Origin of the sequence: Aestuariibaculum sp. M13 (genome assembly GCF_024723255.1) — a bacterium.
Taxonomy (GTDB): domain Bacteria; phylum Bacteroidota; class Bacteroidia; order Flavobacteriales; family Flavobacteriaceae; genus Aestuariibaculum; species Aestuariibaculum lutulentum.
This window is the reverse complement of the sequence record NZ_JANIAC010000003.1, coordinates 410,736-429,412: the sequence shown is the minus strand read 5'-3', so window position 1 is coordinate 429,412 and position 18,677 is coordinate 410,736. Positions and strand designations below refer to the sequence as shown.

Annotated in this window: 11 protein-coding genes; 4 read left to right on the top strand and 7 right to left on the bottom strand. The window is 33.8% G+C overall.

The genetic code is table 11. From position 1 onward, the window contains the following. Positions 1-8: 8 nt before the first annotated feature. The gene (locus NO995_RS13200) at positions 9-1,367 is read right to left on the bottom strand and encodes a Gfo/Idh/MocA family protein (RefSeq protein ID WP_258227908.1); all 1,359 of its coding nucleotides are present in this window, start codon (positions 1,365-1,367) and stop codon (positions 9-11) included. A gap of 264 nt (positions 1,368-1,631) precedes the next feature. Here NO995_RS13200 and NO995_RS13195 point away from each other — a divergent pair, with 264 nt between their 5' ends. Beyond that, positions 1,632-5,729, top strand: coding sequence for an ATP-binding protein (locus NO995_RS13195; RefSeq protein WP_258227907.1), 4,098 nt, complete (start codon positions 1,632-1,634; stop codon positions 5,727-5,729). Between the two features lie 59 nt (positions 5,730-5,788). Here NO995_RS13195 and NO995_RS13190 read toward each other — a convergent pair whose 3' ends face one another. Beyond that, positions 5,789-6,217, bottom strand: coding sequence for a peptidylprolyl isomerase (locus tag NO995_RS13190; protein ID WP_258227906.1), 429 nt, complete (start codon positions 6,215-6,217; stop codon positions 5,789-5,791). A gap of 555 nt (positions 6,218-6,772) precedes the next feature. Here NO995_RS13190 and NO995_RS13185 point away from each other — a divergent pair. Both NO995_RS13185 and NO995_RS13180 read left to right on the top strand, forming a co-directional pair. Next, positions 6,773-13,564 (top strand): LamG-like jellyroll fold domain-containing protein, encoded by a 6,792-nt coding sequence (locus NO995_RS13185; protein ID WP_258227905.1) that lies wholly within the window; start codon positions 6,773-6,775, stop codon positions 13,562-13,564. A 275-nt stretch (positions 13,565-13,839) separates the two neighbouring features. Further along, a complete protein-coding gene (locus NO995_RS13180) occupies positions 13,840-14,544 on the top strand; it encodes a hypothetical protein (protein ID WP_258227904.1) in 705 nt (234 codons plus the stop codon). 97 nt (positions 14,545-14,641) lie between these two features. On the opposite strand, the gene hisS is transcribed toward NO995_RS13180, so the two are convergent. From hisS to rpsF, 5 genes are all read right to left on the bottom strand, one after another. Then, entirely contained in the window at positions 14,642-16,012 is a 1,371-nt protein-coding gene (gene hisS / locus NO995_RS13175; protein WP_258227903.1) for a histidine--tRNA ligase, read from the bottom strand. A gap of 72 nt (positions 16,013-16,084) precedes the next feature. Beyond that, entirely contained in the window at positions 16,085-16,552 is a 468-nt protein-coding gene (locus NO995_RS13170) for a DUF6495 family protein (protein WP_240572855.1), read from the bottom strand. Between the two features lie 101 nt (positions 16,553-16,653). Next, complete coding sequence (gene rplI, locus NO995_RS13165) at positions 16,654-17,100, bottom strand: 50S ribosomal protein L9 (RefSeq protein ID WP_240572854.1); 447 nt, start codon at positions 17,098-17,100, stop codon at positions 16,654-16,656. Positions 17,101-17,113: 13 nt separating this feature from the next. Beyond that, positions 17,114-17,410, bottom strand: coding sequence for a 30S ribosomal protein S18 (rpsR, locus tag NO995_RS13160; protein WP_188217414.1), 297 nt, complete (start codon positions 17,408-17,410; stop codon positions 17,114-17,116). A 2-nt stretch (positions 17,411-17,412) separates the two neighbouring features. Beyond that, on the bottom strand, positions 17,413-17,751 hold the full coding sequence (gene rpsF, locus NO995_RS13155) for a 30S ribosomal protein S6 (protein WP_188217413.1): 339 nt from the start codon (positions 17,749-17,751) through the stop codon (positions 17,413-17,415). A 214-nt stretch (positions 17,752-17,965) separates the two neighbouring features. Here rpsF and NO995_RS13150 point away from each other — a divergent pair, with 214 nt between their 5' ends. Continuing rightward, the gene (locus NO995_RS13150; protein ID WP_188223269.1) at positions 17,966-18,661 is read left to right on the top strand and encodes a LytTR family DNA-binding domain-containing protein; all 696 of its coding nucleotides are present in this window, start codon (positions 17,966-17,968) and stop codon (positions 18,659-18,661) included. The last annotated feature ends 16 nt before the right edge of the window (positions 18,662-18,677 follow it).

The window sequence follows — 18,677 nt, the reverse complement described above, 5'->3', positions numbered from 1 at the left end:
CAAACATTTTAATATGTATCTTTTATCCAATTATAAGGCTTACGCTTTATCCAGGTTCCGCGAGTAAAATCTGGAAAATCCTGTGGCTCGCCATTATTCTCGATTGATAATTCTGAAAGTGGTGTAATAGCACTCCAAGCTGCGGCATCGTAAGCATCCATTGGTGGTGCTATATTTTCTTTAGCCGATTCTACAAAGGCATTTAACACAAAGAAGTCCATACCGCCATGTCCTGCACCTGTAGCTAATTCGCCATACTTTTGCCATAATGGATGATCATATTTCTTTAACCACTCATCGGCTGCATCCCATTGGTGAGGTTTCGATTTACCTTCCACGTAAATCCTGTTGCCATCGACTTCCCATAATCCTTCTACTCCCTGAACTCTGAATCCTAACGAGTAAGGTCTTGGCGAACTACAATCATGAGTTACTATAATTGTTTCTCCGTTTGAGGTTTCAATAGTACTGGTAATTACATCACCAATCTTAAAATTTAACTTAGCGTTCGGATGATTCTCTCCGCCGTTATCGACAATATATTTGTGAAGTCCTCTACTTTTTGTGGCGTGAGATGTTAAGGATAAGAATCGATTTCCACGATTGATATCACACATAGCTGCAATGGGTCCAATACCATGTGTTGGGTATACATCTGCATTTCTTAACAAATTATGATTTGTTCTCCATTTAGATTCTGAAATACCTTCATCACCAAACTCTACACCTTTACCATAAGCTGTCTTTCCGTCATTAAATAAAACGCCACGTAAATCATGCTGATAACCGCATCTAAAATGGATGGTCTCACCAAACACATTTTGCTTTACCATATTAAGGACAGCCAATATATCGCGACGGTAGTTTACATTTTCCAAAATCATTAAATGGCTTCCTGTTTCTTCGTGTGTATTTACCAAATCCCAACACTCTTCTAAAGTATTTGCGGCAGATACTTCTACACCGGTATACTTTCCGGCTTTCATTGAATCTACCGCCATTCTAGTATGCCATAACCAAGGGGTTGCTATAATTACAGCATCAACTTCTTTTAATTCTAAAAGATTTCTATAGTCATAATCCGAATTTCCAAATACTTTAGGTTTTGCATACCCGGCATCATCAATCATTTTTAAAGCGATTTTAATTCTTTCCGGATCAATATCGCAAATTGCTGTTACTTCTATATCTTTTCTATGCAGTGCATTATTTAAATGGTTACATCCTCTTAAACCTACACCCAGAAACGCTAATTTCAATTTATCTTTAGAGTCTCCTAAAACTGAGCCAAAAGACATATTGGGCAAAAAAGATAATCCCGCCCCCGCTATTACAGTTTTCTTTACAAAATTCCTACGTGAGTTCATATTTTTCAAATAAATAGTTTGTTCATTAAATTATTCGTTAACAAATATTGATTTTACTATTTATATATAAGTTGATTTTTTATGCATTAAAGAGTAAAAATCTGTTAATTCAATAAGCGTGACAAATCTATATACCATTTTGACGAATTTGTACCCATTTCGTGCAACATTAGTAATAATGGGCGTTTAGAGAAAATAAATTTTATTAATACCTTTACCATAGGTCGAATTCAGGAAAATTTTCAGAGTACTAAAAACAATTATATGCTTTCTATAAAAAAAAATATACTTCTTGGAATTATTGTTTGGATATCAACTTTTTCTTTTGGTCAAAATCACATTAATTTTAAACCATTAACGCCAACTGTAAATAATAAATCTGTTTCTGTTACTAGAACTATTCAAGATGATTTAGGAAATATTTGGATGCTGTGTTCAAATGGCATCCTTATATACGATGGCTACAATTACAAAACAATCACGAATAACACCATATTTAAAGGTTCATCAGACCGTGTGGTAAACGTTATTAAAGACCACAAAAATAATCTTTGGTTAACTTCAACCGAAGGAACCTTAGTTAAATTCGAGGCCGATACTGGCCAATTTAAAAAGGTCAATAATCTCATTAATAATAAAAAAGTTAAAGCCTTATACTCAAAAGGACAAAGCTTATGGTTTGCTACAAAAGAAGGAATCTTGTATCGACACAAAGATTCTAAAACTGACAGCATCACACAAATAACACATAATAATCTACCCGTTAACAATATAATAGGTATTGCAACTATAAACTCTTCTCACATTTACCTTAGTACAGACAATGGAAAAATTTTCAACTTCGATATTAACAAAAAAATATTAAGCGAGTTAATTGGAGAATTTACCGATTATCCCGGAATTATCGTATTGACTACAGACACAAATGATAGGCTTTGGATTGGCACCGAAACCTATGGCATCTTTGTTTACGATACCATAAAAAAGCAGTTTATTCAGAATGAATTGTTTGAAAGTGAAAAATACAACGTAAATAAAGAAATGTTCTTAACCCTTTATAACGATAGTGATGGTTATATCTGGGGCGGAACTGATGGTGGCGGTTTGTATAAAATCAACCCCTACACAGGTGATATCAATTTATTTTTTAAACAGGATGCTAACGAATTCTCTCTTGGCAGCAATACCATTTTAGATATTAACGAAGATAACCATAAAAACTTATGGATTTGTACCAACTACGGAAAACTCTCTGTGTTACCAAATGTTGATAACAATATTAATTATCATGAAGGATCGGCCAATCATACTCCTCAACGAATTTTAAGCATATACAAAAGCAGTAAAAATGATTTATGGATTGGCACTGATGGTTCCGGATTGACCAAGGTTACTTTTGATGCTTCAGGAAGAAGTAGAGAAAAACAATACTTTAACAACCTAGCGCTTAGTCGTGGATTTTATATTCAATCTATCACCGAAGACCAAAATCAAAACATCTGGTTTGGTACTTATCGTAACGGATTGTGGTTTCATGACACAAAACAAGACACATTCAAGAAAATAGACATCCTAAACAGTAAAAATCAAGAAGCTACAGATGTAAGAACGGTTTATACAGACTTAAAAGGCCGCATTTGGGCAGGTTCTAACATTTCTGTCAACATTTATAGCTCAAACAAAGAACTACTAGCTTCATTTGAAAACAATACCAATGGATTACAAGGAAGCATTACCGAAAGCATTATTGAAGACAACAGCGGAACCATATGGTTAGGGCTTTACGATGGTGGTTTGTTTAAATTCAATGAAAACCTTAAGAACCTGAAAGCTTCATCGTTCACCAACATTTCAAACATAAAAAAAACGAATTCAGAGGCTATCTCTTCTATAAAATCGATGACGATTGGAGCACCAGGAACACTTTGGCTTGTGAATCACCAAAGTAAGCTTGTTAAATTTAACATTAAAACCAATACATTTTCAACCATAGAAGATATTAATATCCCAAAAGATGTTAATCTGGCTGCCATTGTTAAAGAGGATAACGATAATTTATGGCTAAGTTCCAGTAATGGTATTTTTCATCTAAATACTATAACTTCAAATGTAAAATCGTATTATAGTTCTGATGGACTACAAGATAATATATTTCTATCTCGAAGCGCATTTAGAGACTCAAAAGGCATGCTTTATTTTGGTGGTAATAATGGACTAAATTATTTCTATCCGAATAAAATAAGTAAAAAAGAAAGCACTCCTCAACTCTATATCAATACTATAGAAATTCTGAATCAACCCATTGAACAACTACTACCAGAATTCGGAAATCTGGAAGCCTACAACACTCAGCCTTTAAGATTAAAATCTGATCAATCTTCATTTTCATTTAAATTCTCGGCAATTGACAATGTTCTGGATCCCAAATACCACTATGCTTACCGTTTAAAAGGTTTTAACGATAACTGGATTATCAGTGGTCAGGAACGTTTAGCAACATATACGAATATTCCATATGGCAATTATGTCTTTGAAGTCAAGGCTGGTACAAAAAAGGACAATTGGAATATTCCTCCAAAACAAATAGCTGTTAGTATTGCTCCTCCTCTGTGGCAAAGTTCAGCAGCATATATTATTTACTTCATTATTCTGTGTTTAGTTATTTACGCCTCAAGAAAATGGTATTTATTAAAGAATAAATTGCTGTTTGAAAAACTTAACCACAAGAAAGAAAATGAGCTTTACGACTTAAAAATGAACTTTTTCGCCAAGATGTCCCATGAAATTCAAACACCAATTACTCTAATTTTAGGGCCTTTAGACGACATGCTAAAACGCTCAGAAGAAAATGGAAACATGCTGCTTAATCAACGTCTAAAAATCATTGAAAACAACAGTAAACGCCTCTCTAAAATAGCCCGAGAACTGACCTTAATTCGTAACAAGGAATTAAATGAACTTAAGCTTTTAGCCACTAAAAACAACTTACATAACCATATTGATGAAATTGCGGTTTCATTTAAAGAACTTGCCAGAAAGAAACGCATCGATTTTGCCATAAACTGCCCTAAGAATTTGCATTCAGCATGGTATGATAAAGAAAAAATAGAACACGTTATCTACAACTTGCTATCAAATGCATTTAAATTCACCCCTAAAGAAGGTAACGTGCTGCTAAATGTAATCCCCTTTGATTCAAAAAAACAAATTAAAGTATCGGTATCCGACACCGGATCGGGAATTCCTAAAAATGAACTTGAACTTATTTTCAATTTATTTTACCAATCCAACACCAGCAAGAAAAATAAAGGTTCCGGTATTGGTCTGGCCCTAACAAAGGAATTGATCGATTTACACAAAGGTCACATAGAAGTTGAATCTTCAGAAGTTGAAGGCACTATTTTTACCTTCACTATTCCTATTGTTAAAGACGCTTACAGAGAATCTGAACTTATTGTTACCGACGATTCAAATGATGTTATTTACGAAGAATCTGAAGAAGAAACTGCAAAAACAACTGAAAAGACAGAAAAAGACCTCTCTAAAAAGACCATCTTAATTGTTGAAGACAATTACGATCTTCAATCCTTTTTAAAAGAACTACTGGTTAACGATTACAATATTCTTCTGGCTGAAAATGGCGCTGAAGGTTACCACTACGCTAAAAGCAATTTTCCAGACTTAATTTTATCAGATATCATGATGCCTAAAATGGATGGTATCGAAATGTGTGTGCTGCTACAGGAAGACTCACTTACAAAACACATTCCTGTAATTATGCTTACCGCAAAAAATTCAACAAATTCTAAAATATCAGGACTTAAATCCGGCGCTATCGAGTACATCAACAAACCATTCAATACCAACGAATTATTATTAAAGGTTAAGAATATTATTTCATCGAAAGAACATATCATTTCTAAATATAGAAAAGAGGTTATTAGCAGCCCTGAAATTGAAGTTGAAAAAACTCAGGATGAAATTTTCCTTGAAAATATGACTTCAATAATAAATGCGAAATTAAATGATGATGGCTTTAAAATTGAAGATTTAGCCGAATCTTTAAACATGAGTTACTCTAGTTTATACCGAAAATGTCAGGCATTAACCGGAAAAAACCTTGTCGATTACATTAGGCTTATTCGACTAAAACGCGCTGCCGTACTTATTACAAAATTTGGATATACGATTTCTGAAGCTGCTTTTGCAGTTGGCTTTAACGACCCCAAATACTTTTCAAAGTGTTTTAAAAAACAATATGACAGAAGTCCGAAAGAATTTGGAAAAGAAGCTTCTAAAATTGGTATAGATAATTACCTCAAAGCACATAACCTGGAACAATTTAGCAACAGTGTTAATTAAATGGCAAAAAAAAGGCTTGAGATCATCTCAAGCCTTTTTTAAATATATAGTATTCAAAACTATTTAATTTCAATCAATTCCAGATCAAAAGTTAAATCCTGACCTGCTAAGGGGTGGTTACCATCAACAATAATATGATCATCATTTACCTGTGCTACTCTAAATTGGTGCTCTCTACCATCTTCACCTCTAGACACTAAGCCCATACCTACTTCTGGTTTAACCTCTTCCGGTAACTGAGCGTTATCTACTTTATGAAATAATTCTTCTTGAATATCGCCATAAGCCTCTTCTTTAGGAATGGTTACTGTTTTCTTCTCGTTTACTTTCATGTCAATGATAGCCTTTTCGAATCCAGGAATTAAAAGCCCTTGCCCTAAGGTAGCCTCTAAAGGTTCTCTTTCAGCCGATGTATCAAAAATTTGACCATCGCTTAATTTTCCTGTGTAATGTACTCTTACGGTATCATTTTCTTTTACTTGACTCATAAATTTTGTTTTCTTGTTTAAAAATCATCACAAAACTACCATTTATAAATTGAACACCAATAAGATATCATCAAAACCTCTGGCTTTTAAGATAATCTTAACCCTATTACACGACATCCAACATTAAACGTTCACATCATTTTAAATTATTTAAAATATCAGGAAAATATATCAGGTAATAAGAGATAAAATTTTACATAAAATTACATTTTATCGATTTTTTTTGCATTTCATAGATGTTTTTATGTTTTTTTGTTATATATTCGTCGAGGTAAATTGCTTATACACACAATAATAACCAAAATTAATTGTGCGCTGCCTTTTACTAAAGCTAAATCAATACCAAAAAGAAGTGACATTATTAACCTACACACAAAAGAAGAAACAGGCATTTCAACGAGTATTTTTGACATGCCCCCGTGGTAGCACTAATTTTACGCATTCCCTAATTGGATTGGTTAATAGCATATTAAGACTAAGAACAACTTGTTTTTTGAAACACCATCAAAAGACAGGCTTTTTTTGTTAATGCAACGCCCTAAACGTTAACTGATTATGAAACATAATTACTTTAAACACATTCTTACTCTCATAGGCTTGTTTTATATAAGCTTAAACATTCATGCCATAACGACTTATGTTAACAGAGTAACAGAAACATACAATACAACTACGAGTCCATTATATTATGGCGCACTTTCTGATTATGTGCGTTTTGTGGAAACTGAGTTGAATAGATCGACTGATTATCGACAAAACATTTCTAAAAATTATGAAACAAACTTAGCCTTGACTGATGTTGCTGGAGATTATCGATCGAAAGCTGGAGGAACATCTGAGTGGAGCTTATCAACATCTTGGGAAGTTTTTGATGGTACAAATTGGGTAAATACTTCTAACTCTCCTGGTGTAGCTTCAGAATCAGGTACTGTTACAATACAAACAGGAACTACTATTAGTATATCTTCTAACTATGTTGTTCCTTTTCAATTTGATTCTTTAATAATTTATGGCACACTGGTTATAGGGGATGGCACTAGCAATAATACTAATATATCCTTAACAACAACACAAGTAAATATTGAATCAACAGGAGAATTAGAATTTTCAGGAAACAAAGTATCTTTAACTCTAACAGAGTCAAACACGACGTTAATAATAGAATCCAGTGGGAATATTACTGGTAACATTACTGGAGATTGCACGAATAATAATGAAATTCATATAGGAACAATAAAATATGCAGTATGTAATGGTGGTAGTGCTACTTACACTTTTGACCAACTAGTTGCTGCTGGAGGAAGTTTAAATGCAATAATTGACGCACCATCAACATCTATTTCCTGCCCCAACCAAACCATTAATTTATCTGGATATTATGAAGGTACCGCGACTACACCTATTAGTTACATTTGGGAAGTTTTAGATCCTTCAAATAATCCTGTTTCCGTAACTAATAATACATCTGCAACAACAGCATCTTTTACACCAACGATAGATGGAGATTATAGCATTACATTTATTGTTACAGAAAGTAATGGTTTTTCTAATTTAAAATCTATTACGGTAACAGTGACCGATAATGAAAATCCAACGGTAAACGCTACAAGCAACGTTGTTACAACAACTAGTGCAGATACCTCTGGAGACTGTACCGTGGACGTGGCCATCACCGATGCAACTTTCAACGATAATTGTTCCGTAAGCTCAATTGCATGGGTAATGACCGGTGCTGTAAACGATACCGGTTCTGGACAGGTCGGAACATATACATTCCCGATAGGGACAACTACAATTACATATACCGTATCCGACAATGCTACCCCAGCCAATACAGCTACTGATGTCATGACGGTAACAGTGACCGATAATGAAAATCCAACGGTAAACGCTACAAGCAACGTTGTTACAACAACTAGTGCAGATACCTCTGGAGACTGTACCGTGGACGTGGCCATCACCGATGCAACTTTCAACGATAATTGTTCCGTAAGCTCAATTGCATGGGTAATGACCGGTGCTGTAAACGATACCGGTTCTGGACAGGTCGGAACATATACATTCCCGATAGGGACAACTACAATTACATATACCGTATCCGATAATGCTACCCCAGCCAATACAGCTACTGATGTCATGACGGTAACAGTGACCGATAATGAAAATCCAACGGTAAACGCTACAAGCAACGTTGTTACAACAACTAGTGCAGATACCTCTGGAGACTGTACCGTGGACGTGGCCATCACCGATGCAACTTTCAACGATAATTGTTCCGTAAGCTCAATTGCATGGGTAATGACCGGTGCTGTAAACGATACCGGTTCTGGACAGGTCGGAACATATACATTCCCGATAGGGACAACTACAATTACATATACCGTATCCGACAATGCTACCCCAGCCAATACAGCTACTGATGTCATGACGGTAACAGTGACCGATAATGAAAATCCAGTCCCTAATACTGCCAACTTAACATCAATAACCGAACAATGCTCCGCAACTGTAAATTCTACTCCAAAAGCTACCGACAATTGTTCAGGAGAAATTACAGGAGTTGCTTATGTTAATAATATTCCAACCTCGTTACCAATAACTTTCAACACTCAGGGTGCTCATGTTATTACATGGAAATACAATGATGGAAATGGTAATGAATCTTCCCAAAACCAAACCGTATTAATTGATGACTCAATAGATCCTGTTGCACTTTGTCAAGACATAACTATTCAATTAAGTGATGATAATGGTACCGTAGCTATTACGCCTGAAGATATTGATGGTGGTTCTAGCGACAACTGTAGCTTTACTCTTTCTGCTTCGCAAACAGAATTTACTTGTGCTAATATTGGTCCAAATATTATCACCCTTACAGTTACAGACATAGGAGGAAATACTAAAGCATGTTCTGCTACAGTTACTGTTACTAGTCCTAATATAACAGGAGGAACTCTTGTGGGTTACTTAACAAACAATGAAACGGATGCTGATGCTGACAATGTTGTGGAAGTTACAGCCTGTCCTGAAGAAGAAGAGAAAAATGCTTTATTAACCTTATCTGGTTATTCTGGAAGTATTGATCATTGGGAATATTCTATAAATAGTGGTCAAACTTGGACTGAAATTGCCAACTCATCTAATACTTACAACTATAACAATATTGTAACAACAACATTGGTTAGAGCTATCATAAAAATAGGTAGTTGCGAAGCATCTTCTAATATTGTATACCTATCTGTTATACCTCCAGATATTCCTCCAACTATTGTAGGTCCAAGTGAATTTAATAATTGTTTAGGAACGGGGGTTACTGTGGAAGCGCAAAGTGAATATGGAATAAACGACGAATTTAATGAAGGGGGACTGTTTGATGAAGCTAACCCAGCAGGCTGGCGAGTAAATGGCGTTGAGACCCAAAATATACCTGCTGGAAACAGTAACCAAACCAGTAGTTTATGGGCTGAAACCACTAATAAAAAAGAGGGTAGAAACTTTGCTGGAACTCTATACAATTCACCTAATGGGACAAAGTATGCCATTGTTAGTGGAGATATTAAAAATGAAACAAATTATGGAGGAGGAAACCAAATTTGGGGAAAAACTTGGTCTTCACTAGAAACACCTATTTTTAACACATTAGGCTTAGATTCTGCTACTTTAGAATTTGACCAAGCTTATTTTCTTGGAGATGGAGCCTCATTGCAGATTTTAATTTCAAGAGATGGAGGCAATACATACAATGAAATTTTAGACCCAGGGATTAATCCATATGACCCAGGTATATACCCCCACGTTTATGATGCTGATGATTTACCTCATGATTACACAGGTCCATCTACTTCTGGTGATGGCACACATCTCGGACAGTTTGTCCCTACTAGTATAGATTTACAAAACTATATTGGCGAAACTAACCTAAGAATTAAATTTTTGTTTGAAGCCGGTCCTTCAACAAACAGTTCTTGGGCATTAGACAATATAAGAATTCCTCAAGAACCTATAAACGAAACCATTGAGTGGACAAATGAAAACGGCGTTGTTGTGGAAACCGGATCTACTACAACCATTACTCCAGAATTTCCAGGAACACAAATATATGGGGTTACCTCTATTATCAATGACTGTAGAGCTGATGGAACTGAAGGTACTGAATTTATAACCATCCATGCCAGTTTAGCCTATGCCGGAACCGATATTACTCCTATAGAAGGTAAATGTGGAGAATCTACTGTACAACTAGGTGCATATGACAATACTAAAACGGCTTTACAAAACATAGCAAATAACGTTTGGGATAATACATATGCAGTGCCTACAACAGCAACCAATTATCCTCCAACTAATGAAACTGGATATTGGGAAATTATAACTTCTAATAACATCTGTGGAGTTGCACCAAATATAAATGATGCCTTTACATCTGCCAATGGTATTTCTCCCGCATACAACGACCCTAATGCTAAATTTACAGCAGAATCTGGAACTTATATTTTAAGATGGAATGTTGCAGGATGCTCAAGCGATGTAAATGTTGAAATTAAAAACTGTGAAAACATAGATTTTGATGGTACTGATGATTATGTAACCTTTAAAAACAACTATAATTTAAATAGTAGTTTTAGTATTGAAGCTTGGGTAAAACCTAACGATTTAACAGGTACAAAAACTATTTTTTCTAGAAAAGATTACACTGTTAATAACGCTGGATACGACTTAAGTATTGTTAATGGAGGAACGGTTAAATTTAGCTGGTATGGATCTAATGGAAGTGTATCTTCCTCTCATCCTATCACCACTCAAAGATGGTATCATATTGCTGTTACTTTCAATGGTAGTGATTATATATTATATGTAGATGGATTGCAAGTTGGTTCTACTTCAGGTAGTTCCCCAACACAAACGCCTAGTAATATTGAAGCCATTTTAGGCGCTATGGACCAATCACCGTCTGAAGATCCTACTAATTACTTTAATGGTTGGATAGATGAAGTTCGTATTTGGAATAAAGCCTTAACTCCTGAACATATTAGACAAATGATGAATCAGGAAATAGATCCTTTAGTTAATGATGTACAAGGATTTGTTACTAAACAACAAATTTACGGTCCAGGAACTCAAGATGCTACTACTGGTGTTTATACTGAAGACGATATTTTAACCTGGGCTAATCTTCTTGCTTATTACCGAATGAATGTTGGCTGTGGATACTTAACAGATTATAAAGGTAATATTGATGGCCGTTTACGCAATATTGAAACTCAAGAACAACAAACCGCTCCACTTCCTTATGAGTCTATTAATAATGGCGATTGGGATGATAATACCACCTGGAAAGAACCAGTAGTTTGGGATGTACCGAATAGCAATGGTATTAATGGAAATCCTATCGACTGGAATATTGTAAGAACATCTAACGATATTGTAGTAGGTCATAAAAATATAAACTTACTTGGCTTACTTGTAGATTCTGGGAAATTAACAGTTACAAACAGCAATGAAACTCAGGATGAAAACAATAGTGGTCGAGGTTTATTTGTTTCTCATTACCTAAAATTAGATGGTTCAATAAAACTTATTGGCAAATCTCAATTGATACAAAGACGTTATGGTCAATATATATTTCCTGACGGTGATACTAAAGAATGGAAAGTTTTTGAAACCAACCAATTTAGTGAAAGTATTCTGGAACCTTTAAGCACCGGATATATTGAACGTGACCAACAAGGCTCAGGTAATAAGTTTAACTACAATTATTGGTCTTCTCCGGTAGGTACACAAAATGGAAGTTCAAATAATATGCCTTTTAAATTAAACACTAATATGCTTGATGGTACTTACGCTTCGTTAGGTATAGATCCGCTTACAATTAACTGGATTAGTGGCTATGACGGAAAACCTTCTACAAGTACAACAACACCAATATCTGTTGCAAAATACTGGTTATGGACATACAACAACTTAAAGTCTAACACCTATTCACAATGGACTAGAATATATCCTACAACAAATATAAATCCAGGTATTGGGTATTCAATGAAAGGAACAGGACGACCTGATAACGAGCGTCAAAATTATACATTCAAAGGTAAACCTAATAATAGTAGAATAACTGCTATGGTCACCGAAAATAACAGTACGTTAGTTGGTAATCCTTATCCTTCTGCTATTTATGCTCCTGAATTTATTAGAGACAATATTCCATCTACAAATCCCGATGGTAAAATTAATAACTCTGCAAATCCCGGAACTACTGGCAGTATTGACGGTACCTTAGAATTCTGGATCCATTTTGACTCGAACAACACACATATTCTACGAGACTACCAAGGTGGTTATGCAACGTTCACACTTGCCGGAGGTATAAAACCGGCAATATCAACCTACATGACTACTGATGGTTTTGAAATAAGTGGACTAGGGTTTTCTACACTTGTTCCTTTAGCACACATACCTGTTGCTCAAGGATTTTATGTACATTCTGCCTTTCCTATTAATAAAGAATCAGATATAATCCAATTTAAAAACAGCCAAAGAGACAGAAGAGAATTTGCCTCAACAGATACTGGTAATTTAGTTTTAAAAACTTCAACTACCAAAGGTTCTAAGAATGACAATCAAAAAAATGATGAAAATGAAGATGGAATTCAAAGAATTAGATTTGCGTTTAAAAATGATAAAGGTCAGCGATCTCTACTTTTAGCTTTCACACCAGACAATGAGGCATCTGATGGTTATAATTATGGTTATGATGCTCGTTTAGATACGCCACTTACAGATGATATGCTCTTTAAAGTAGATAATTATAACCTAACCATTCAGGCAGTAGGCCAGTTTGATGAAAACAAACAATACCCTTTCACAATATTTACCAATAAAGGAGGTTCTTTTGAAATCGCTGTTACTGAATTCGAAAATTTACCAGCAAGTACAAAAGTATTTATCTATGATAGTTTATTGGGAACTTATACTAAAATAGATGATAAAAACTCAACCTTTAATATTACTTTAGACCCAGGTAATTATACAGATAGATTTTACATTACATTTATACATAAAGATCAAAAAGCACTTTCTGTAATCGATGAAGAATTAAATAAAATTCAGGTTAACTATTTACATAACAGTCGAGAAATTTATATTAATTCGCCTGTAACTAATGAAATTAAACAGGTTCAACTAATCAATATTTTGGGACAAATCATAAATGTTTGGGATAAATCTACTATAACTTTCAATTCCAATGAAATTAGATTACCTGTTAGCGGTGATATAGCTCAAGGTAGTTATATTGTGAACATCGTTACTTCAAATAGTAATATCTCTAAAAAAATAATAATTAAGTAGATACTATTTTAATTAAAATAGCAAAAAGCTATCTCCGTAAGAGATAGCTTTTTTTATACATAAAAACCATAAAGAAAGTATAAACCTACACAAATATTACACTTTATCGATTATTTAATACTTTTTATAGATTTTTTATTCAAAAATAGGTATATTAGCGATAGTAATAACCAACCCCAAACCCTATGAACCGAAAATTACACTTATGCTATACCCTATTGGTGCTATTCATAACTCTTAGTTCATCAAACCTAACTTATGGTCAAACAAACACCATGGAAAGAGTAAGAATAGATTTTACAGTTCCTGGAAAATTTGTTAGACATCTATTAATCAGCTTTACATCAAACGATGCTGCCGGTGATGGATATGATTATGGCTACGAAGCTCTGAACAGAGATTCTTATCCTTACGATCTTAGCTGGGTTGTAAGCGGTCTTAAATGTACAATTCAAGGTGTAGGAGCGTTTGATGACACAAAAAAATATCCATTATGGTTATTCATGTCTAAAGAAGATGATTTTGAAATTTCACTTGATACAACAGAAAATTTTGAAAATCCAATTGATGTCTATATTTACGATACCATTGAAAACACCTATACTAAAATAAATGAATCCAGCTTTAAATCTCATGTAGGGAAAGGAGAATATACCGATAGATTCTATTTAGCCTTCAAGAGTGAAAACACTACTTCATCCTCTTCGGTAGCGAAAACATTATCTACAGAAGATGAAATATTAAAAAATACTAAAATTCAATATTTAAAGAATTCTAAAGAATTATACATTAACACTAATGGATTGGCTACTATAAAAGAAATTGCGTTAACCAATGTAAGTGGACAAAGATTATTTACATCGAAAAGTATAAATAATCGTTCTTTAAAAATGCCAATAAATCAAATGACAAATCAATTGGTTTTTGTTAACGTTGTTACAGATATCGGGCAAACTACAAAACAACTAATCATTCACTAATCAAAAAAATAAAGACTCTGCTAAGAAGTTTAATTATTTGAGTTAGTCACTTTTCATAATTAACTAAAAAAGCTCTAAATTTCTTTAGAGCTTTTTTTTATTTTAATTTCGATATTAATTCATCAACAGTCAATTTTTGCTGATCTCCTGTACTCATAGTTTTCAGCATAAAAGTATTAGACATCATTTCCTCTTCCCCTACTATAATAACATATGGAATCAATCGTTTATTGGCGTGATTCATTTGTTTTTTCATTTTGGCAGCATCAGGATACAGCTCTGCATTAATACCATTTATTCTTAACGCTTTTATTGCTTTTAAACTGAATAAAGCTTCTTTATCACCAAAGTTTATGAAGAGTACTTCTACATTTTTAGTTACCGTTTCCGGGAATAAATTCAGTTCCTCTAATACCAAATAAATGCGATCTAAACCAAAACTGATTCCAACTCCACTTACATTTTTAAGTCCGAAGATACCGGTTAAGTCATCGTAGCGACCTCCGCCCCCTATCGATCCCATTTGTACCGATTTTGGTGCAGAAACTTCAAAAATAGCACCCGTGTAATAATTTAAACCACGCGCTAAAGTTACATCTAACTGTAGTGTTGCCGTATTTAAACCTAATTCTGAAATGGCTTCATTAATAAAGCTTAATTCTTCAATACCTTTTGTACCTTCTTCTGATGATGATAAAATAGATTTTAAAGATTCTATTTGAGTTTCGAAAGAACCAGTTAAAGTAAATAATGGCTGTAATTTAGAAATACCTTCTTCCGATATACCTTTTGAACGCATTTCTTCTTTTACCTTCTCCTTGCCTATCTTATCAAGTTTATCTAAGGCTACCGTAAAATCGATAAGTTTATCGTGGGCGCCAATAACTTCGGCAATACCCGATAAAATTTTACGGTTGTTAATTTTAATAGTAACGCCTTCAAGTTTTAAAGCTGTAAAAACAGTATCGTATAGCTGAATAAACTCCACTTCTTGCCATAAAGAATCGCTACCGACCACATCGGCATCGCATTGGTAAAATTCTCTGAAACGTCCTTTTTGAGGCCTGTCTGCTCTCCAAACCGGCTGAATCTGGTAGCGCTTAAAAGGAAATTCTATTTCGTTTTGATGTTGCACAACGTAACGTGCAAAAGGTACAGTTAGATCATAACGTAAAGCCTTTTCAGAAATACTTGAAGTTAATTTTTGTGAGTCTTTTGCGTCGTAAGCTTGACTATCAGCTTTCGATAAATAATCTCCTGAATTTAAAATCTTAAAAATCAAACGATCACCTTCATCGCCATACTTCCCCATTAAAGTTTCAGAGTTTTCAAAACTTGGTGTTTCAATTGGTTGAAATCCGAAAGTTTCGAATGCACCGCGAATGGTATTAAAAATATAATTACGTTTTGCGACCTGTTCCGGATTAAAATCTCTGGTTCCTTTTGGAATGCTTGGTTTTTGAGCCATTTAAAATTCTGTTGAAATTATTTAATAATGTTGGGTTGTCTTTAAAAACAACGCTCACAAAAATAATGGATTTTAGTTGATAAGCTTATCAAAATATTTAAACAAATCACCTTTTGTGATTACGGCGCCCTGTTCAATCATTTTAAACTTATCTAAATTTTTATCGTCGGTATAATCCTTATCGGCTTGTAAAAACTCAACATTCTCATCCATTAAATTTTCACGAAGCCAGGCGTAACCTTCCTCTGTGGTTATATCGACATCGTTTTTAATGTTTAACACAATAGCATGCATTTGATCTTCATCTAAATGAAATAAATACATGTGTTGCGACGATATGTGCTCTAAATATTCAGCTTTGTTTAATACACCTTCCCAAATTAAATCACTAAAAACGTCTAACTCTGCTTCAGCTAATTCAGGTTTATTAGCTTTAAGGTTTGTCCATTCATCCGATGTGATGGATTGTGTGGCTAAAAAGTTAATAAACTCCTGATGTAATTCTTCAAATTGCTCTTTTGTAAGTCTTGAATATTTCATTTGTTCTTTATTAATTGCTAATATATAGCTTTATAATCACCTAAATACTGCATAAAAAAAGCCTCAACAATGTTGAGGCTTTCATAATTTTATATTTGATCTTAGTTTGCTTGCGCAACAACCTCAAATTCTAAATCTACATTAACTGTTCTGTGTAAACGAACGGCAGCGTTATACTTACCAGTACGTTTTACTGTTGCAACAGTAATGAATTTTTTCTCGATAGCGTGACCTGCTTGTTCTAAAGCTTCAGCTACGTCGATGTTGTTTACAGAACCAAATAATTTATCTCCTGCTCCTACTTTTGCTGCTATTTTAATTTCTAAAGCTCTTAATGCTTCAGCTAATTTGTTAGCATCATCAACTAATTTTTGTTCTTTAAAAGCTCTTTGCTTTAAGTTCTCTGCTAAAACTTTTTTTGCAGATACTGTAGCTAAAATAGCTTTTCCTTGAGGAATTAAAAAGTTTCTACCATAACCGTTCTTAACTGTTACAACATCGTCTTTAAATCCTAAATTTTCAACGTCTTGTTTTAATATAAGTTCCATTGTTATCGGTATTTTATTTTAATAAATCTGCTACGTATGGCATTAAAGCTAAGTGACGAGCTCTTTTTACAGCTACAGATACTTTTCTTTGATACTTTAATGAAGTTCCAGTTAAACGACGTGGTAAGATTTTACCTTGCTCGTTTACAAACTTTAATAAGAAATCTGGATCTTTGTAGTCTACGTATTTAATACCAGACTTTTTAAAACGACAGTATTTTTTCGTTTTATTAGTGTCAATATTAAGCGGAGTTAAATATCTGATTTCTCCGTCTTTTTTCCCTTTAGATTGTTGCTCTATAGATGACATAATTACGCTTTTTGTTTTAGTTTTTCTCTTCTTCTCTCAGCCCAAGCCACAGCGTGCTTGTCTAAACTTACAGTTAAGTAACGCATAAAACGCTCATCACGTCTAAACTCTAATTCTAAAGCGTTGATTACTTCTCCTTCTACAGTGTACTCAAATAAGTGATAGAATCCACTTTTTTTGTGTTGAATTGGGTAAGCTAATTTTTTTAGTCCCCAATCTTCTTTTGATACCATCTTTGCACCGTTAGAAACAAGAAAATCTTCGTATTTCTTTACTGTTTCCTTTATCTGGTCTTCAGACAAAACGGGATTCAAGATGAAAACAGTTTCATAATGATTCATAAAAATCGTTTTTAATTGTTTAAAAAATTGGGTGCAAAAATAACTATTAATTCCATATAAAACAACTATATTTAAAATGATTTTTTACTTTATATTTGTCGCAGAAAACAGCTGTTAAAAATTTGTTAAAAAATACATTTTAACGATGTTTTTTGGTTTTTAGCGGATTTTTTCGTACTATTGTCGATATCTTAACCGAAATAATTGAAATGTTATGACTTTAAACTGTGTAGTAGTAGACGATTCAGCAATACAACGTCTTTCTATTGTTAAGTTAGTAGAGAACCACCCAAATCTTAACTTAATAGCAGAGTACAGTAGTGCTTTAGAAACCAAAAATGGTTTAAACACACATCAGGTAGATTTAATTTTCTTAGATATTGAAATGCCTGTACTTAATGGTTTTGAGCTTTTAGATGTATTAAACAACAAGCCTCAAATTATTTTTGTAACCGGTAAAACCGAGTATGCTTTTAAAGCATTCAATTACGATGCTACCGATTACTTACATAAACCAATTACCCGAGAGCGTTTTAATGTATCTGTCGAAAAAGCTTTAGAACAACATAAGTTGATTCAGGATTTTAACGAAGAAGAAGGTGAACACATCTTTGTTAAAAGTAATCTTAAAAAACGTAAAGTTTATATTAAAGACATTAAGTGGATAGAAGCTTTAGGTGACTACGTAAAATTAGTTACCGAAGAAACCAGTTTAGTGGTACTATCTACAATGAAATCTTTTGAAAAAGAATTACCTGAGAATAAATTCTTAAGAATTCACAAATCTTATATTGTTAATCTGGATAAAATAGACAGATATAACAGTAAAAATGTTGAAGTTGGTGCCTACGAAATTCCTTTAAGTAGAAATAAGAAGACACTTTTGGTAGACGCCTTAAACAATATTTAAGTCCCAAACTTAGTTA